Source organism: Granulicella sp. L60 (assembly GCF_009765825.1).
Lineage (GTDB): Bacteria > Acidobacteriota > Terriglobia > Terriglobales > Acidobacteriaceae > Edaphobacter.
This window is the reverse complement of record NZ_LMUR01000018.1, coordinates 837,824-857,159: the sequence shown is the minus strand read 5'-3', so window position 1 is coordinate 857,159 and position 19,336 is coordinate 837,824. Positions and strand designations below refer to the sequence as shown.

The 19,336-nt window shown below is 52.0% G+C and carries 12 protein-coding genes; 8 read left to right on the top strand and 4 right to left on the bottom strand.

Annotation, left to right across the window (positions count from 1 at the left end; all coding sequences use genetic code 11):
- Positions 1–26 precede the first annotated feature (26 nt).
- Complete coding sequence (locus GSQ82_RS13935) at positions 27–3,308, bottom strand: carboxypeptidase regulatory-like domain-containing protein (RefSeq protein ID WP_158792847.1); 3,282 nt, start codon at positions 3,306–3,308, stop codon at positions 27–29.
- Positions 3,309–3,420: 112 nt separating this feature from the next.
- Complete coding sequence (locus GSQ82_RS13930; protein ID WP_158792846.1) at positions 3,421–5,157, bottom strand: right-handed parallel beta-helix repeat-containing protein; 1,737 nt, start codon at positions 5,155–5,157, stop codon at positions 3,421–3,423.
- 500 nt (positions 5,158–5,657) lie between these two features.
- Here GSQ82_RS13930 and GSQ82_RS13925 point away from each other — a divergent pair, with 500 nt between their 5' ends.
- The 7 genes from GSQ82_RS13925 to GSQ82_RS13900 all read left to right on the top strand — a co-directional run bounded on the left by GSQ82_RS13925 (position 5,658) and on the right by GSQ82_RS13900 (position 14,880).
- Positions 5,658–7,706 carry an SUMF1/EgtB/PvdO family nonheme iron enzyme gene (locus GSQ82_RS13925; RefSeq protein ID WP_254061645.1) on the top strand — a complete coding sequence of 683 codons (2,049 nt, stop codon included), beginning with the start codon at positions 5,658–5,660 and terminating at the stop codon, positions 7,704–7,706.
- Entirely contained in the window at positions 7,703–8,749 is a 1,047-nt protein-coding gene (locus GSQ82_RS13920; protein ID WP_254061644.1) for a LacI family DNA-binding transcriptional regulator, read from the top strand. The genes GSQ82_RS13925 and GSQ82_RS13920 overlap by 4 nt, the downstream gene beginning before the upstream one ends.
- Positions 8,750–8,841: 92 nt before the next feature.
- Entirely contained in the window at positions 8,842–9,108 is a 267-nt protein-coding gene (locus tag GSQ82_RS13915; protein WP_158792844.1) for a hypothetical protein, read from the top strand.
- Positions 9,109–10,731: 1,623 nt separating this feature from the next.
- Entirely contained in the window at positions 10,732–12,231 is a 1,500-nt protein-coding gene (locus tag GSQ82_RS13910; RefSeq protein WP_158792843.1) for a M20/M25/M40 family metallo-hydrolase, read from the top strand.
- A gap of 450 nt (positions 12,232–12,681) precedes the next feature.
- Complete coding sequence (locus GSQ82_RS25740) at positions 12,682–13,143, top strand: alpha/beta fold hydrolase (RefSeq protein ID WP_158792842.1); 462 nt, start codon at positions 12,682–12,684, stop codon at positions 13,141–13,143.
- Positions 13,043–13,330, top strand: a complete 288-nt coding sequence (locus GSQ82_RS24550) for a hypothetical protein (RefSeq protein ID WP_174243068.1) — start codon at positions 13,043–13,045, stop codon at positions 13,328–13,330. The genes GSQ82_RS25740 and GSQ82_RS24550 overlap by 101 nt, the downstream gene beginning before the upstream one ends.
- Before the next feature lie 296 nt (positions 13,331–13,626).
- Entirely contained in the window at positions 13,627–14,880 is a 1,254-nt protein-coding gene (locus GSQ82_RS13900; protein WP_158792841.1) for a glycosyltransferase, read from the top strand.
- Positions 14,881–15,514: 634 nt separating this feature from the next.
- Here the strand turns inward: GSQ82_RS13900 and GSQ82_RS13895 are convergent.
- Both GSQ82_RS13895 and GSQ82_RS13890 read right to left on the bottom strand, forming a co-directional pair.
- Positions 15,515–16,321, bottom strand: coding sequence for a GNAT family N-acetyltransferase (locus tag GSQ82_RS13895; RefSeq protein WP_158792840.1), 807 nt, complete (start codon positions 16,319–16,321; stop codon positions 15,515–15,517).
- A 297-nt stretch (positions 16,322–16,618) separates the two neighbouring features.
- Positions 16,619–17,326 carry a hypothetical protein gene (locus tag GSQ82_RS13890; RefSeq protein ID WP_158792839.1) on the bottom strand — a complete coding sequence of 236 codons (708 nt, stop codon included), beginning with the start codon at positions 17,324–17,326 and terminating at the stop codon, positions 16,619–16,621.
- 475 nt (positions 17,327–17,801) lie between these two features.
- Between GSQ82_RS13890 and GSQ82_RS13885 the strand changes: the two genes are divergently transcribed.
- Positions 17,802–19,157 (top strand): FAD-binding oxidoreductase, encoded by a 1,356-nt coding sequence (locus GSQ82_RS13885; RefSeq protein ID WP_158792838.1) that lies wholly within the window; start codon positions 17,802–17,804, stop codon positions 19,155–19,157.
- Positions 19,158–19,336 lie beyond the last annotated feature (179 nt).

Here is a 19,336-nt window from a genome sequence, read left to right as displayed (position 1 = left end):
CTGGAAGCGGTATTCCACTTCCGTTGCTAGAAGCGCAGATGCCCCTGCAACTGGATCTGGCGCGGTGGATACTGCGTCGTCGACGTTCCGAAGCTTGCGTTTGAAAGATCATTGACTGGATATCCCAGATTCACCCGATTGAATGCATTGAGGAGCTCTCCACGCATCTCAAACTTTCCTGCGGGACCGAGGATTTTGACGGGGAAAACACGTTGGATCGCTAAAGATACGTTCGCATAGCCAGGCGTGTCATAGGTGTTCCGACCCAGATCCCCCTCCTGCCCGGCAGCAGGTACAGGAAAGTCCGAGGGCTTGAAAAGTCCTTTGAGGAAATCTGAGCGATTCGTACTAATGTGACGCCCGAATTTAGGAACGTTCGGCACATCAAAGTCAAAGCCATCCGCGTTGTAATCTCCTCCGCTCGCGTACGGAGCTGAAGTATATACGGTGAACGGGGTGCCCGATTGCAAAATGATCACCGGCGCAACCGACCAACCTCCAAGAATGGCGTGAGCGATGCCACTGTGCGGTCCTGATATATACCAATACGCGTCTGCCGAAAGCCTATGTCGTGCATCATAGTCGGACCGTGCATACTGACGCTCAGGATGTTGGGCGTCGAAAATAGATTCTGCTCCACCGACGCCATTGTCGTTGCTGCTCGTATAGTCCAGGGACTTGCTCAAAGTGTAGGTTACGTGCATCGTCCAGTTTTTGGACCAGTGACGTGATATGCCGATTGTACCGAGCTCACCGTTGCCAATGCCTACGCTCCGACCATAAGTGACCGTACTAAAACTGGGATTGAGACGATTTGAGAAGCCGTTGTTAATGACGTAGTCGCCCGCAAAGCGATTGACGTCAGTCTGAAGATAGAGATCTCTGCTTGCCGAGCCCATGTAATTAGCTTCGATTACGAATCCACCGATGGCATGTTGCACTCCAAGAGCCCAGCTATGTACAAGGGGAGGAGCAAGATTCGGATCCAAACCTCCAACACTAGTGCGCGTTCCAACCAAACCGCCGCGTTGATCTACCTGATACGTGATGCCATGCGGCGGGGCAAAACCAGTTGCTCCCGAACCGCTTGTTCCGTATGAGAAATTTCCAGTTGTAGTCCCTGCGTTGAAGATATCAATGGTCGGGTCGGCTACGCCAGGTGGGTTTGTCCGCATATTGTTGACGTAGGCGTATTCGCCGACCTTATTGCTAAAGAGCGAATACCCCCCATGAACCGAAGTTTTGCCGTTCCCAAAGACATCCCAAGCAAATCCTACTCGTGGCGCGAATCGGAATTGTGTTCCGGTCGTTGCAGAACCGTTGCCATGGCGAACCTGCATACTACCGTTCGCGATTTGTTCAGCGAGCGAGGATCCCGACCCGGCTGTGAAGAATGCGATCGGCGTGTGACCGTTCTCTACGGTAGCCAGGTGGCCATAATCATCAAGGCGCATCCCAAAATTCAGGGACAACCTCGGTTTCACTTTCCAGTTGTCCTGGACATAGGGTGCGACGTAAATCATCATGACGCGCTGGTAAAGATTATTCGCGGTTGTTTGAGTGGTGAGATCTACGACAGGACCACTTTGATAGAAGGGCTGGTCTGCGGCAAAGTCCACCACATTGAGGAAGTAAAAATATGGCCGCACGAGTCCATCTGTAAAATTGTCAAGGTCCTGCTGTCGCTCAATATCAACTCCGACATGGACATTATGCGCCCCACGGGTGTAGCTCAAGCTGTCTTGGTATTCCCAATTGTTCTGGGCCCAACTAATCGGGCCATACTCGGAGAAGTCATCGCTGAGTGAGCCAATATAGTAGACATTTGGTAGAGATGGCGCTCCGATGGGCTGATTCCCCGTGTTGCGGGTATAGCTGATGCCAGCCTCGTTGACAAGTGACGAAGAGAACGCGTGGACATAGTCAAACTTGGCGTAGAGCGTGGCGTTCGGGCTAATGTAAGAGTAATTGGGACGTGGGTCCGCGACCTCGCCTTGAGTCGTATTCCGAAAAAAGCTGAAGAAGAGTTTGTCGTTGTCGCCGCGTAGGTTATGGTCCAGGCGGACGTGGCCCTGAAAGCCATTGCTAATAGGAGAAGAGTTGACTCGTGCTGTTCCAACTGCAACTAAAGAGGCCGGAATGGAAGGAGGGGTGTACACGCTGGCATATTGAGATTCCACCTGCGCAACCGTTAGGAAGTTCGAAGTGGGCACCGCACCTGGAGGTCCAGCTGCAAAGAATTGGGCAGCAATCGAATTTGGAAAGTTTGTTTTGACGTAGTTTTCGAACTCGGGCGTTTCGACGTTCGCGAAGACAGTCTGGCCCAGAAGAGAACGCGACCAGAACAACGATCCAAAGAAGAATGTCTTATTCTTGTAGATCGGCCCGCCAATTGTTCCCCCGAAGTCATTGCGAATGTATTTCGGAACCGATGTCTGAAATTCCGTTCTTGCCGTAAGAGCATTGTCAGTATGGAACTCCGACAACATGCCGTGAAATTGGTTTGTCCCCGATTTTGTAAAAATTTCTATGAGCGCTCCGCTCTGCAGGCCTTTGCTCGCGTCGAATGATGCTGCCGTGACCTTCATCTCCTGGATAGTCTCTGGTTCCGGCGTGATATTAGTGATGCCGTCGCGAGAATTGCCATTAACCGTAGTGCCATCGACTTGGTATTCGTTGGCTTCTTGACGCTGCCCTCCAGCATTAATCTGATAGCCTGCCTCCGCCGTAAAACTGCTCGTACCTACAGACCCAGCAGATCCAATATTGCCGGCAGCTCCCCCGAGGCCTGTTACTCCTGGCGCAAGGGTGGCGACTGACGCCAGGACATCCTGGCCAACAAGTGGAGATTCCTGAACCGTCTGTGTCTCAAGAGTACGGCCGATATTCCCGCTGGTTGTCTGTACCGTCTCATGGTCTGCTGTGACTTCTACGGTCATGCTCTGCTGACCAACATCGAGCTTTGGATACAGGGTGCGTACATCATGGCCTTCTATTCGTATATCCTTCTGTTCCCACGAAGTAAATCCATTCCTTTCGATCTTCGCTCGGTACACGCCCGGAGGCAGTTGCAGAATATGGACATAACCCTGACCGTCCGCAGTAGCTTTCTCCGTTATCTGAGTGTTCTGATTTGTGATCGTAAACTGAGCTCCAGGTATTACGGCCCCCGTTTTATCGACGACAGTAGCCTCGATACCGCTTGCGAATTGAGCCAATACTGGACGAGTAAATAATAGAGAAGCGATAAATACAGTCAGCAACAAACCTGGAAAAGAAGATATCCCTCGTTTCACTGCGATGTTCATGGAGCCTCCGACCGACATAGTTCTACTTGAATCTGTTGTCTCGTTGTTTGAACGCTTTCAGGAAAGGCGCAACCTCTAATAAGTGGAAGTGTAAGCAGTGCTTACGGCTGTCTTACTCTATTCGCGCGCAACGACATTCTGAGTGTGGAGGATGCTGACCCGAAGGCCAGAAATTCTCGAGGATTTCCGATCGGAGTATCCCTCCCGCGCCCACGCTGAACTTGCCCGCCTTATCAGGCACAGGGGTTCCATAAAAGTTTTGCGTGCCAACGTCAATGCCATACAGGGACTGCAGGTTCAGTCCGGCCTCAAGCATCGGCGAACCGGGCAAGAGCAGATACTCAAACAGATCTTCTGGATGATATCCATTTGTAATCCCTCCTCCACCGGGGGCGACAAGCAGAGGATCGGAGGTCAACCCGACATTAACGCCTCTCATCTCTTCCTGACTGGTGGCCGATTGCCAATCTGAAAAGGAGGAATATCCTACGTTGCCCCAACTCCACGTGCCATTCCCTGCGTAGTCATTCCCCACCATCGAGATGTTCGATGGGTTTGGCAACAGGAAGGCAACTGACGGCGGAGAGTTCTGAGAATAGAAGATATTGTTTGCGAAGATACAGTTGATAGGCGCAGTTGCATTTGCACCGACCATGGCCACCTTATCGTAGAAGGTGTTGTTATAGATATAGCAAGCGTTCATCGATAGCGAATCGTCATTAGCTATGAAAATGGCTCGTGCGCTGTTTTGACCGATGTTGTATCGGAAGATATTGTTCGACCATTGCGGCTGCCTCGAATCGGTATAGGCATAAACTAGAAAGTCCGCCCCGTAGTTATCGTGCGAATAGTTGTACTGCACGACTGAGTTGGTTATCCCTCCATCGAGGTCGAAACCGTTGCCATCACATCCACCCACTGCAAAATTGGTCTCATTGTCGTAGGTCTCGTTGAATTCGATAACGACATTAGCGGACGAATAAGCCCAGATTCCATTGGGACCGCCACAAGTGTCGTTGTACACGCCCGTATGATGAACGACGTTGCGAGCAATGGTAGCGTTCGTCGAGGTTGAAAGTAGAATCCCTGAGCCTGTGTTGTTCCTGGCCTGATGTTGGCCAACGCAGTTGTAAACCGAATTTCCAATGACCTGGACGTCGCTGTGCGCAGTGGGATTCGGGTAGGTGGGATTGGAGATGATGCGGATGCAAGCTGAGTCATCTCCGATATTTGCTTCGTTACCCGTCACGTCGTGAACATCGTTGAAGGAGATGTTTATCCCAGAGAATCCAGATGTACCGTTCGAGCCAGAGACCTCAATGCCATTATCGCCATAGCCGCTGACCGTATTGTTTGTAATCGTAGGGCCATTCAACTTGACATTGTCGGCGAGGGAATTATCAACAACGATCCCAAACGACGTATTGGACGTGATCCCTGAGCCAACGCAGTTTAGATTGTGAACAGTGATGCTCGGGACGTTACTGACTGAAACACACGGCAAAGATCCGGAATCGATGGTTGCCTGCCCGTCCCCATAGGTGCCGACAGTCATGCTTGTTGCGGCATTGGCCGAAGTGAACATAATCGCGCCAGAAAAAGACTCTCCTCCTTGAAACAGCACTTGATCGCCCGCTCCAAATGTTGAGCTGTCGATTTTTGCGACCGTCTGCCAGGCGGTTGAAGATGATAAGCCATCATTTCTGTCTGATCCCGCGGTGCTTACGTAGAAAATGCGGCCCCGCCCACCAAGGGGGCTACCTTTTGCCGAAGGAGTGGGAAAGAAGCAAGCCGCGGTTATAAGTAATCCGGGAACGATATATTGACTAAAACTTGATGGAACGTTCATGGCGCCTCTGACAACTTGGATCTCAAGATCAAGAGCTTTATAATTTGAAAGCTTTCAAATTGCGACGGCGCCAATCTTATTTACTCAGTTCAAACCTTGTCAAGAACTTTTTCGCAGGAGGATTGAAAGCGGTATGAGCAGCGCCGATTGACCACAGTCTAAGATTGCTATCCATTTTTAAATGAATGCTATAGGGAGGTACTTCCCTGACAGCCTTCCTCGTTGACACCTTTGCAGGATCTAGCTTCAGGGGCTTCCGACATGAACTGCAGCGGATTTTCGTCTAGAGATACCTGTACAGTATTTTTTGAAAGCTTTTATATTGAAGTGACTCTATGATTTTTCTTAGGGGTTCCTCCGTGCGATCACGCCAGTCTTGCATCTTCTTTCTTATTGCTCTAGCGGTTTCGACGCCCTCTCGCGCACAAGACACGGTACTTCCCTCAATAGCGGGCGAGCAGATCCCCGGTCCGACGTGTGGCGGATTGCCTCAGTGGTATATGCGAACACCCGCCTCCACCTGCACCGACGACGAATTGGGTTCATGGCTCGCGGATATCGACCATTGGCGAGCGGAGCGGCGCATTCGTGTGGGCTATGACGGAAAGCAATATGAGAGATCGGAACTTTTGTGGACCCAATCCAGTTACATTCAGACTCAAATGATGGTTCATGACCGGTTCTTTTATAACCCCACGATTCAAAAATATACCGTGGACAGATATCTGAAGGACTTGGAGACGCGTTACGGTGGCGTTGATAGTGTTCTTATCTGGCCCACCTATCCCAATCTTGGCATCGACGACCGGAATCAATACGACCTTGTCCGAGACCTGCCAGGAGGTCTGGAAGGCGTGAAGCGCATGGTGGACGACTTCCACTCCCATCACGTCCGCGTCCTCTTCCCTGCCATGTTGTGGGACCAAGGGACGCATCCAGAAGGAACAGCAGACTCTGAAGCTCTGGCGCGTGAATTAGCCACGATCGATGCCGATGGGATCAACGGCGACACGCTGGAGGGTGTGCCAAGAACTTTTAGAACAGCGTCGGATGGGTTCCACCATCCACTAGCGCTGGAGCCGGAGCTCGGTCCCGCGTCCGATGAGATGTTGAACTATAACAACATGACATGGGGGTATTGGAAGTATGATTTCGTGCCTTCGATCAGCCTGTACAAGTGGCTCGAGCCACGACATATGGTAAACATCTCCAATCGCTGGGCACACGATCACCAAGATGACCTTCAATTCGCTTTTTTCAATGGTGTTGGATTTGAGTCTTGGGAGAATGTATGGGGTATTTGGAACCAAATAACCCCTCGTGATGCTGAAGCCCTCCGAAGAATTTCTACGATAGAACGCGCTTACCGCCATCTTCTCGTTAGCAAGCAGTGGGAGCCTCACACCGCCATGCTGCAATTTGGAGTCTTTGCCAGCAAATGGCCTTCAAGCGACGCTACACTGTGGACAATCGTCAATCGTAATCACTACGAAGTCACGGGCAGACAGTTGGCAATTCCCTACCGGGAAGGAGTTCATTACTACGATCTCTGGAACGGAGCTGAACTGCAGCCTCGGCACGAAGGCAATCAATCCATCCTGAGTTTCCCTTTGGAGAGCGACGGGTACGGCGCTGTCCTTGCTTCTATCCGCGAGGACGACAACACCCTTCGCGTGCTGTCGACGATGCATGCGTTGAGTGAACAACGCTTAGCCCGGTTTTCGAAAGAGTGGGTTTCACTGCCCCAAGAGATCGTTTCCGCTAAATCAACCGTACCGCCAACCGAAAATCCGCCCGGGATGGTGAAGATCCCTGCAACCAAATTCGTCTTTAGTGTGAACGGCATCGAGATCGAAGGGACAAACGATAATGGAGTTGACGTGCAATATCCGGGTGAAAGATCGGCGCGCCGTTACCACGACTTCGAAATATCGATCGGGTCTTTTTGGATAGATACTTATCCTGTCACCAACGCAGAGTTCAAGAAGTTCTTAGACGTCACGCGCTACAGCCCCACAGACCAGCACAACTTCCTGAAGGATTGGGTAAAAGGAACATATCCTCTCGGATGGGCGGACAAACCTGTGACCTGGATATCACTGGAAGATGCACGTGCCTATGCAAAATGGGCTGGCAAACGCCTCCCGCATGAATGGGAATGGCAGTATGCCGCCCAAGGCTCGGATGGTCGTGTTTATCCTTGGGGTAATGCATGGAATCCCAACGATGTACCCGCGGTCGATACTGGAAGAATGATGCAACCTCCAAGTGACGTTACCGATCACCCCCGCGGCGCAAGTCCCTTTGGCGTACAAGATCTCGTCGGCAATGTCTGGCAGTGGACAGATGAATTTACGGATGAGCACACGCGCGCTGCAATCATTCGGGGTGGAAGCCATTATCAACCGCAGGGTTCGCGGTGGTACTTCCCCCAAGCGTATAAACTGTCTCAACATGGAAAATACCTTCTTATGGCGCCCGGTATTGACAGGTCCGGGACGATCGGTTTCCGTTGTGTCATGGACGCTGAGGATAAGGGCGCGTCATGAGTCGTAAACGCGATATATCGGCAGAGGCAGGCGCGCGCGTTACGATGCATCAGATCGCAAAGCGAGCCAACGTTTCGCTCGGCACGGTCTCGCACGTAATCAATGAGACCGCTACAGTGCGCAAAGAGTTGAAGCAACGAGTAGTTGATGCCATTGAGGACCTTGGCTACCATCCGAATCAACTGTCGCGTGGCCTTCGCCTGAACAAAACAAGCTTGATAGGCATGATCATACCGGATATCACAAATCCGTTTTTTCCCGCCGTGGTCCGGGGCGTTGAAGACATCGCCTATAAAAACTCATACCGATTGATGCTTTGCAACGCTGACAATGATCCGGCAAAGGAAGCGGCCTATTTCAACGATCTGCGGTCCTTCCTCGCGGCCGGTATATTGATCATTCCCTCGCTGAACAGCACCATCGCGTGGAAACATGCCATGCCCCCCATGGTCTGCGTTGATCGGCGCTTGAAAGGTTGGAAGGGCGACAGCGTAACCGTAGCTAATGCCGATGGCGGCTATCTAGCGGGCAAACATCTTACCGAGATGGGTCATCGTCAAATCGGAATCATCTCGGGCCCCTCGAATTTGGCCAATGCCGGCGATCGCCTGGCGGGATTTCTCAAAGCATTAGGGGAAGCGGGAGTTTCATTGAGTTCAGAATATGTACAGGAAGCCCAATTTGACCGAGCTGGTGGATATAGCTCTGCAATGCGGCTCCTGAACCTCTTGCCGCGTCCCACCGCACTGTTTGCAGCTAGCGACCTTATGGCGATCGGGGCGCTCTCGGCAATCCGTGCGTCCAAGCTCCGTTGCCCGGACGAGGTCTCTCTAATCAGCTTCGATGCGCTCGATATCACCGAACTGACTGACCCAGCCGTCACGGGCATCTTCCAACCTGGCTATCAACTTGGATACACAGCCGGAAAACTACTGCTTGACCGGGTTGATGGGCTTGATCTCCCCGGTCGAGATATCGTCCTCAAAACAGAATTGAAAGTACGCGATTCCGTTAGTCGATTGTTGGTCATGGCGGATAAGTGATCCGCACTCATGGGCGATCACGATGAATCATCGCGAAAGGGTGCGAATCCCTTTGCCTCTGCTGTAAATGCAGGCCAGTAAGGAAATCCGGAATGGTTCGGATTTCCACTATGCGCGAAGGCGGCGCAAGCCTCAACCATCTGGCGCGAAAGACGCGGGCCGGAAGCCGTGGTCTCCAGATCAAAAAGCTGAACAAGGGTGTCGATATCACCAGCGTTAAGAGCGTGGTCGAAACTGGTTCCCTTCGTCTCTGTACGATCGGCTCAGCGGCTTCCATCCGTCCCATCCCGGCGGCTCACACCACTTCTTCAAAGAGAATGCCTAAGCGGAAAGTCGCCGTCGAGACGGTACTCCCATGACACTTACTCTCATTGAACTGTTCCCGATGAAATATCGTCATCTCAACTCGCGAGGTTCGGCATCAGAAAAATCGGACTCGCCGATCCGAAGGGACAAACTGCCGCTCTTCCGGAAATAAATAGGACGCATCAGTGTTTCTCTATATAAAGCTGGCCGGTGAATCATCGATAAACCAGTCAAGCAAATTAAGGAGAACAACCTCGCGTGAGCAGATGGACATTGGATAGGATTGTTGTTCCGGATAGGATCGCTGGTCCTGGCCCGGCAAGAGAGCTTCCCCCTCCCGATTGTGGACACAGTTTTAGCGTGACTTTCTATTTGACCTACAGGAGAAGCGCGCCAACTCTGCTGAATAAGCTCCGGAACAAACAAGCTTTTCAAGAAACGCCTAAATTAGAGTGGCAGGAGACGATCACGATGAAGGAGTCGGGCGGCGCGATTCTATTTCCACGATTTTGGACGTTTCAAATGGATATGTATCGGCATAATCCGTCGTCTCTCAATCTCATAACCTGGCGAAAGCGATATATTTTGGCCTACGGTGACGTCGCGCGCGAACCTGCTCCTCCCCGTACACGGGGCTTCGTAAACCTAAGGTCTCCCACCGGCCGTTATCTCACGTTAGCCGATCTCCGGGTAAACACAGCTATACCAACTACAAATCCTATAGCTAGAGCTGAAGCCGTTCGCGACTATATCGCCGCAAATGGATGCCAGATGATCATTAGCCTCGAAGACAGGCCTAGCATATCTTCAACGGGAAATTTTCTTCATAAAGAGCGCCTTACGGAGTTCAACATTGGTTTACGAGGTATAAAAAACCGCATAATCGCTTACCAAAAATTGGACGTGCAAAAAGCAGCACCACAAGGTGCACCGGTTTTGGTCACAGATCAGAGAGACTTCCAGCTCTCTGCCGCCCCTACAGGGGTAGTTCCGGTTCCCGGCCACTATGCTATGTCAGATCCCCCCGTTAGTGTGGAAGACGCCAGAGACCCCTTGGCCGTGAATGGAGAGTACGACTAGGGTATTCCCACCCCCTTGGAGAGCTTGGATGATGAGTGCGACGCCAAGAAGGCCGAATCGGCTCTGTTGCATAGCTAGGCAGTATCGACATATAGATGTAGGTGTAGCCAGGCGCAGGCGAGTGCTACGAGTGCTTTTCTGACAGCAGGCCTAATCGCTGCTTCGCTTCTTTCCGAGACTATTTCTAAAGCGCGGCTACCCGAAGAATCGAATAATGGGTATCTGAGATGTGCTCGGCCCCTTCTCGCATCAGCCTGACACCACAAATGGGACGAGGCGAAATGTAGTCGTTGATGGTCGGTCAAAAGTCTGCGGGATCGGAGTACTTCGCGTTGCTGCGCCTCCATTTGTCTTAGAGCGATCACGGGAAACCAATGGTCCCACACGTTGTGATCGGAGAGAAGGCGGAAAAACTACTGCTAAGCGCTCGATAAGCAGTAGGTCCTAAACCATTCAGCATTCCTCGCACGGTTCTCGCGGCTAAGCATGTTCGGTTCGGCTGCGAGAAAGAACAGTTTCCATTTCATCACGAATCTCAAAGGCGAGAGGAATATTCAAATGCATCATTTATTTTCAATCAAGAAAGAGAATCTCACTTGAATTTAGCTAGACTTATCGTCGCAATAATTGCCGTTCTGCCCCCGTCCTTAAACGCGCAGCAACCCGCGCACCATAGCAAACAGGTCTCAACGCAGACCAGCGAATCTATGCAGAAAATGGTTGGTGATATTTTTGTAAACGGGCAAGCGTATGAATACGATCGTCACCTCGCAGATGAGATTGGGCCACGCTTGACAGGATCTGCGAACTATATGAAGGCGGCTCAATGGGCCCAGCGGAAAATGCAGGCTCTCGGACTGGCCAATGTGCATACTGAGATCTTTTCCATTTCGGCCTGGGAGCCAGATGGCCCGGCGATCGGCAGTATCACGATGCCGTTTGGACACGAACTGCACATCTATTCATTTCCAGGCAGCCCCTCCACACCCAAAGGTGGTATCTCTACAAAGGTTGTGCACGTTCCGGGAATCACTCGTGCTGAGATTGAGCCAGTTCAGGACTCCCTCCGAGGAAACTTCGCTCTGGTAGATCGACAAAGCCTGCCCGCCAATCTTGTAGATGTCGATTTAATGCAGGTCATGCCTCTCCTGGAAGAGTTTGGAGTCAAGGGCATTCTTGTTGGGGATCTGTTGCCCGCTCCGATCGGTCATTACGAGAATGGGATAGAAGATCCTTTTACCTCTACCCCGGATGGAAGCATGTTGAAAGTACCCACAGCTCAGATAGGGAGCGAGGATGTACAACTCATCCATCGATTGATGGAGCAAGGAGATGTGACAGTAACCTTTAACTTCAAGACAAAGATCAGGCAGAGTGTAGATGTTCCTCAGGTTGTCGGTGAAATTCCTGGAAGCCAATATCCCGATCAGATTGTCCTCGTTGGAGCACATCTTGACAGCTGGCATCCTGGCACAGGGGCTCAGGATAACGGCACCGGCGTTGCTACCGTTCTCGACGTTGCACGCGCGATTGAAGCCCAGCAGAGGGCTCCCCGTCGAACCGTCCGGTTTGTTCTTTTCGGAGGAGAGGAGCAAGGAACGCTTGGCTCCATCTCTTATGCACAACATCATCGTGATGAACTAGATAAGTTTGATGCTGTCCTGATCTCAGACACCGGTTCCGGGCCGGTGCTCGGCTGGTCAACCATGGGTCGCAACGATGAGCAGGATTCTCTGCAGGCTGTCGAGCCATTTCTTCACAACATAGGATCAGATCGTATGGACAATTCGACCGACGAATTAATCGGTTCGGATCATGCTTCCTTTGTCGGATCTGGTGTTCCTGCCCTTCTTTTATCGACAGACCTCACCAATTACTGGTCGATCCATCACAAGGCATCGGACACTTTTGAATCTGTAAGCCGTCAGAATCTGATGCAGGCCGTCGTGACGACGGCCCTGACTGCCTATGCGATTGCAGACAGTGAAGATTCGTTTGCCAGGCACTTCTCCCCATATGAGGTCAGGCAAATGTTTCAGGAAAACGGACATGAGGCCTATTACCTCTTTGCAAAGAAAGTAGGAATGGTTCCCTGAGTTCGTCACTTCGGATTTTTCTCCTCTCTCCATCCCTCGGGCATTCCAGGATGGAAAGAGGGACGAGTGTGGAGTCTGGCGCAGAATGCGACGAAGTCCAGAGGGAACCATTTGGAGATAAATCATAGTCCTCTATACGTTTCTCGACCCGTGGCCAAAATGACAAAACCAGCTCAACGGTCTACGAGATCGCAAAATTTCGCATTGCGACGCCCCCATTTGTCTTAGAGCGATCACCGGAAACCAATAGCCCGATAGGTCTTGATCGGAGAGAAGGCGGAAGAATTACTGCTAGGCACTCGCTATACATGAGCTTCTCAAACAATCAATATTCCTCGCAGTTTTCTTGCGGCTGAGCATGTCCGCTTTGGCTGCGGGCAAGAACGGTTCTCATTCCATCACGCTTTCTTGCAGAGAGTGTGATGAAAATATCATTATAGGAGTTGACTGATGCGATCTCTAGAAAGAGCAGGCGTACGCTTAGCGTTTGAAGATACCGAAACAGCCTCGCCCCCGATGCTTCTGGTGCATGGTTGCGGCTTAGATCATCGTTCGCTGAAGAATCTCGCGGATTTTTTCCATTGCTCTTACCGAATTATCTCGGTCGATCTCAGAGGACATGGAGAGAGCGATGCTCCGCGTCAGGACTATACGATGCCGACCTTCGCCGACGATCTGGGATGGCTCTGCACCGAACTCTCATTACGAAACTTGGTCGTAGTCGGACATAGCATGGGAGGCAACATCGCTCTTGAGTTAGGCGCATATCACCCCCGACCTAGTATCCATGCTCGTCATACTGGATTCCATTATGCTGCCGTCGAAAGAAATGCTGGCGGCAGTCTATGCAAGCCTGGCGGAAGCGTTGGTAGGCTCGGATTGTGTCGAAGCGTACAAGAATGGTCTTTATAAATTGTGCCTCCCCTCTGATGCGCAGTCACGAAAAGTAATTGAGAAAATAGACGTACAGCAGCATGTTCTCGCGTCCACCTTTCGCAATCAGTTGGTTGACGCAACTTCCGCGGCGAGTGCTTGCCGGATTCCTATCCCTTATATTCACTCGATCACGCCGCTTGTCCAACTAGAACGATTCACGTAGTTACTCCCCAACTAGTGAGTAGCAAAACACTCGGTTCAGGTCATTTTTCCCCGATTGAAGTACCAGATCAAATCTGCGCAATGATTTCCCGTTTCATTCATTCCCAGGGAGCTCGGCACAACATGTGAAAGCGCACACACTACCTCTTGACGAAGAAATCACAATTCCCTGTACGCACTCTCAATCAAATCGAAAAAAGTCTGACACTGCTAGCTGCTCAGGAGTTCAAACAGGACTTGGAATCCTGACAGTCACCCCGGTCTGTTTTGCGCAACTTTACCCATAGGAGAACTTCATTGGCACGTATCGGCATCCTTACTCTTTATGCAACCGGACACCTCTTCCCCTCCCTCGCGTTGGCGAGGGCGCTCGAGCAACATGGGCACCAACCCATTTTCTTCAATTTGCTCGATACAGAAGGTGTGATTGAAGCTGCTGGCATCCACTTCGTTCCATACGCGACACAGGAATACCCGCTCGGGTCTTTGAAAGAGATAATGGAGAAGATTGCAGCACTCTCAGGGCAGCCAGCCTTTGCCTATTACGTGGAACGCATGATGACCCTCTTTCGCGCTGGCTTCCGTGATCTCCCGGAGACATTGAGGAGAGAATCTCTCGATTTGCTTATTGCAGATCAGGTATACTTTGCCGCCGACACGCTCGCCATGCATTTAGAAGTGCCATTTGTTTCACTCGCGAATGCACTTCTGATAAATCGAGAAGATATGATCCCACCACCTGCCATGTTGTGGCCCTACGACGATTCGCCAGCTGGTCAAGAGAGAAATTGCAAAGGGTGGGCGGGAGTTGATCAGGCGTTGGTGCCGCTACTGGAACTGATCAATGGACAGCGCGCCACGTGGAAGCTGCCGCCTTATAGGAATATAGAGGAATCTTTTTCATCGTTGGCACAGATTGTTCAGCAACCATCCTTTCTGGATTTACCCCGTCGCCAAGCTCCGTCGACGCTTCATATGGTCGGGCCGCTCAGGGATGATAATGAATCCGTTGATATCCCTTTCGAATGGGATTGGCTGGACGGGCGTCCTTTGATCTTTGCCTCATGTGGTACGCTGCAAAACAGACTGCGCTTTGTGTTTGAGGCAATGATCGAGGCATGTGGTCTCTTCAATGCACAGACGGTGATCGCACTGGGCAGTAACGCTCTCGATCCAGATTCGTTTCACAATGTTCCGCCTAATGTGAAGTTGGCGACATTTGTGCCTCAGCGCGAACTCCTCCGACGCACGACATTGTGCATCACCCACGCAGGTTTGAATACCACGCTCGACTGTCTGGAGTTCGGAGTTCCAATGGTGGCGGTTCCGATTGCAAGCGAGCAGCCTGGTATCGCGATGCGCATCGCCCATCTGGGCGTTGGCAAAGTCATTCCTCTCACTGAGTTGAATAAGACGACCCTCGAAGCAGCAATCGAGGAAGTGCTGAGTCATCCCAGTTATGGATCCGCCGCGAAGAGTGCGGCAACGAAGATGTCAACCCTTTATCCGATCGCGCACGCAGTCAAGATAATCGAAGCCGTGCTTCCGTAGCACTATCGAACCAAGGTGTGTTCGAAGAGAAGATTGATGATTGATGATGCAATAGACTTCCCAGCGAAGACGAACACTGGTCATTTGTTTAGGGTAAGAGGAGCTCTTTGCCCGGACATTTGTGCGAGTTCAATTCGGGAATTTTTCAAAAACAAAACAACTGAAAATAAAAAGTCGCTAAAACGAAGTCTCGGCCCACTTCAGGCCGTGGGTTCGTCCGCATCGGTTTCTTGCACCGACGCTCGCGATGTAATTCGACACAATTCTCGCAGTGATCTTCTGGTCGTGACCATAAAATCTTCATCGACTGTGGGTTCGAGTTGAGAGATGTTGTCAATTCGTCCAGGGAGAACCGCTCTCGCAATCCGCAAGCTCAAGTGGGAGCGGTTCGGCGGTGACACCGACAATAGGTGTAGTTGTGGCGTCCCCTCTTTCAGAGGGGATGCTGCGCACCTTCACTTGGCGCGATTCACTAAGCAAATCGCGCCAAACGGAGACCAGCCCAGACAAATTCAGATCCCGTCACGAACAGACTCTAATGGTGGAAGCTGGAAGCTACCACCATTAGAGCCCAAGGATATTGCCCTCATCGTAAAGCAGTAACGACTAATGCCGAAGCTGTGCTGTATGGCGCTTAGGGTTGCAGCATGCAGAGAAACAGCTTCGTCGTCGGGTGGTAGCCAAGGCGAGCATATATGGGGTAACCCGCCTCCGTGGCATGCAGTACGGTGCGCTGAAGACCGGTTGCTTCATGAGCCGTCTGCAAGGCATAACGCACCACGGCCTCACCGTAGCCCTTACCCTGCGCCTCTGGAAGCGTGGCGACCAGAAACAGAAAAAGACAACCTTCATTGATGATCGCTGTTGCTGTGCCAACTGCCTTGTCGCCCTCATACGCCAGGAATCCATAGGCGTGGTCTTTCCACAGCGAATGATCCTTCACCACGGAAACCGCTGTTTCCATTGGCAGGTTGTAAGCGGCGCAGTTTAGTTCCGCAAAGGTCTGTATGGTTGCGTCGTCTTCAATCCTGACGAATTGCAGGTCAGGATGCCCCTTCGCTTCCAACGGAAAGATGTTGCCGGCCATGCCGGTTGCCGGAATGGCCGCAACGAGCTTTGCCTCGGCCAAAGTCTCTGTGAAGTTTTCCTTTGCAGATCCGCTGAGATAGTCGTGAAATACGACAAACAGCCCGCCATGGGATTTACCTTGCAGGTAGTCAGACGCCTCTTGCGCTTTGCTTTTGAGCACCTCGGCGTCGCTTACGGGCTCATTCAGGAAGAGAATGTTGTAAAACGGAAAACTGGTGTCAGGCCAGCTAACAGCCAGACCTGGTCGATCGCTCTGATCGGCATGCGGAAAGCCTTTGCCAAGCAGCTTCCAGGTCGTGACGAATTGGTGGAGAGATTCAAACAGTTCTGCATCGTTACTTGGTAGTGACACGTATGCTCCTAAGAATGTTATTTTTTTATCTGAGAGTGACGAGCACTCGAAAATCAAAGAGTCGAACCACGGCATGTTCAATTAACATCGATTCCGGTCATTTTATTCTCGCGGCGAAGAGCCATTACAGGAAAAGTCTCACCCTCTTCGCTCCTTTACATAAAGCGGCCGATTCCTGCGCGACGGTTTCACCGGGCCTTACAAACTCAGTCAACGGATAACTTGTCGGATGGACGCTTCATCAACGAAACGCAGCATGCCGGCTCCTCGTGAGTACCCTGGCCGCCTGAATCCTCGTTACCAGGTATGGCTCACGATCCACCAGCGCTTTTCAATATAGATAAAGGTGGTAGTTGCGGTCGTAATATTGGATTCATCCGGAATGGGGTGCGTGCCCTCGATTTCCCGTGCGCTCAATGTCGCCAATGTGACCTGAGCATTCCGCTGTATCCGAGCCAGGACGGGTATATCAATGACTTTTTCGTACCAAGCCGTCCGCTGATGAATCTTTTTGAACTCTCTGATGCAGTCATCGAGTGTGACGGTCGAGATGCGAGTAACGCCGTCTTCCCCGACATCGTTATATGTGAACATGACACTTGGGAGCACCAGCGAACGAAGTCGGTCAGGGTTCCAGTCTCCTCTGGGACCAGAGACTGCCTGATGCAAAGCTCGTATCGCGGCTTCCGGAGTACTAACATCTTCCGGGCGGGCGGCTGGCACCATCCTTTCTAGTTCCTGTTCTGTGTATGAAGTAGAAGGCCTGGGTCTTTCGACCGACGGAGATTGCGCAGGTATAGAACTTTGTGCAATCAACGGCAGGGTAAATGTAAACCCAAGCACGGCTGAAACGGCAATGCTGCGTAGAGACCGTTCAACCCCAACAGGAATTCGATCAATATGTTGGGCCAGACGATTCGGTAGCGCTTTGCTTCCCGCTCGGTGACCGATGTGAGCGGTCGAAGGTCGAACCACGCCTAGTGAGCAGATCAAACTTTGAATCATAGTATTTTCTCCTGGTAAGAAGTACTGTGCCGCGAACAGGACCCAGCTAATAGTTGTGCGTGACGGATTTCCTGATCCTCTTCTTGAAGAAGGAATGAGTGATTTGGGCCTGCTTCCACCCATACCGCAACGGTAGATAGATGGTAAGGTTTCACCCTCTCTTTTGGGACTACATGTTTCTCGTAGACGAACAGCTTGCGCAGGACCTTGAATAGACGTTCGGGGCGGGGATAAGTATCGGGAGAATGTGTTAGCTCGTCACTAGATGAGACGATTTCGAAAGCAGGCCGCGCGCGGAATTTCGATACTTATAGATGTTGATGCTCTCGGAGAAAGCGAAAGGGCGAAAGAGACTTTCCCTAAAGCGACTATCTGCGGAGAGCTGGACAATGTAGAGGTAGCGATTGTGGGTCGATAACGTTCTAGGCGCGCCCCCCAACAATTTTTACCTACATAGATTAAATGGAGATCACTCATGCGTTATTCGCTGGCAGTTAACGATGAACTTAGGAACCTATTCCATGGCGAGGTAATCGAACCCTCGGGTATCCACTACGACGAGGCGCGCCGGGTCTGGAATGGTGCCGTCGATCACTATCCGGAGTTGATTGTGCGTCCGTTCGATGCTGCTGCAGTGTCGGTTGCTGTTTGTTTCGCCAATCGCAATGGCATGCCTATTGCTGTACTGGGAGGTGGTTATGACTGGGCAGGCCGCTCCGTGCGGTCAGGCGCGATGGTCATAGATCTTATCCATATGGCGACCGTGGATGTCGATGCGGAACGGCAAGTAGCTAGAGTAGGCGGCGGCTCGAAGAGCAATGAGGTCCTGGCGCGTGCCGGAGAGTGTGGACTGGCAGCAATCACCGGTGCGGTCGGCCATGTCGGCATCACTGGCTTCGCCCTGAGCGGAGGCTATGGTCCACTGACACCGGGCCTTGGACTTGGAGCGGATAACCTGCTCTCCGCCGAGCTCGTCCTCGCGGACGGGACTCTCGAGACTGCCAGCAACGAAAAGTCCCCAGAGCTGCTGTGGGCGCTGAAAGGCGGAGGAGGAAACTTCGGCGTCGTTACGTCATTGGAACTGAGGCTACATCCTGTATCAGATATCCTCGCAGGCAAAATTCTCTATCCCTGGAGCGGGGCCGCTGCTCTACTAGAGAGCTATGGACGGTACATGGCAAGCGCTCCCAACGATCTTGCGGCAACATTGGCTCTTGTGACCGCGCCTGACGGAAAGCCTGCCGTTGCTCTTGCGCCTTGTTGGCAAGGTGACCTTGCGGATGGAAGTGCCGAGGTGGAAAATCTTACGGCGATTGGCGAGCCGGCACTCGCGAAGGTTGGGCCGATGAAGCCGAAGGACCTGTTCTCGCTCTTCGAGGCAAATGCAGTCCCGGGCAGGCGTTATGCACAGCAGACACGATGGCTGCCAGCACTTGGCCCGGACGTTGTCCAGGTGTTGCTGGCTGCAGCGCAGGCCAAGAGCTCTCCGTTCTCCGCTATCGCCATTCAATCGTTCCACGGCCTGCCTACGTTTGTGCCTGTTGATGCCACTGCCTTTCCTATTCGCAGCCCGCATTTCCTGGTCAGCATCGTCGCAGCCTGGGAAGATCAGAGCGCCGAAGCCGATGAGAAGAACCGTGTTTGGGCTTCTGAGACGTCAAGGGCACTGGAGCCGTTCTCGTTGCCGGGTGGATACGCAAGCCTCCTGGGCCCGAATGAAACGGAGCAGCTGGCACATGTCTACGGCTCCAATACGGAGCGGCTGATGCGGATCAAGCGTCAGTTCGATCCCTCGAACCGCTTCACCGCGAACGGGCCTATCTCGCTCTAGCAGCGTAATGACAAGCTACGCGGCAGCGATCCGTAAGGCACACGAAATCACAAGGGAATCTCTGCCTCTGAACGTGCCACCGACGATTGATCCTACGAGTGCATTCAGGAAATAAGGACTCCAGAGACTCGCTGTATTTCATAACGATGCAATGTCTTAAAAGTGAAAAATGCTACCGT

Bases quoted from the DNA above. Each gene is read 5' to 3' on its own strand.
- GSQ82_RS24550 (WP_174243068.1), top strand. From the start codon at position 13,043: ATGCTGCCGTCGAAAGAAATGCTGGCGGCAGTCTATGCAAGCCTGGCG.
- GSQ82_RS13890 (WP_158792839.1), bottom strand. From the start codon at position 17,326: ATGATTCAAAGTTTGATCTGCTCACTAGGCGTGGTTCGACCTTCGACC.
- GSQ82_RS13915 (WP_158792844.1), top strand. From the start codon at position 8,842: ATGGTTCGGATTTCCACTATGCGCGAAGGCGGCGCAAGCCTCAACCAT.
- GSQ82_RS13920 (WP_254061644.1), top strand. From the start codon at position 7,703: ATGAGTCGTAAACGCGATATATCGGCAGAGGCAGGCGCGCGCGTTACG.
- GSQ82_RS13885 (WP_158792838.1), top strand. From the start codon at position 17,802: ATGCGTTATTCGCTGGCAGTTAACGATGAACTTAGGAACCTATTCCAT.
- GSQ82_RS13935 (WP_158792847.1), bottom strand. From the start codon at position 3,308: ATGAACATCGCAGTGAAACGAGGGATATCTTCTTTTCCAGGTTTGTTG.
- GSQ82_RS25740 (WP_158792842.1), top strand. From the start codon at position 12,682: ATGCGATCTCTAGAAAGAGCAGGCGTACGCTTAGCGTTTGAAGATACC.
- GSQ82_RS13925 (WP_254061645.1), top strand. From the start codon at position 5,658: ATGCGAACACCCGCCTCCACCTGCACCGACGACGAATTGGGTTCATGG.
- GSQ82_RS13930 (WP_158792846.1), bottom strand. From the start codon at position 5,157: ATGAACGTTCCATCAAGTTTTAGTCAATATATCGTTCCCGGATTACTT.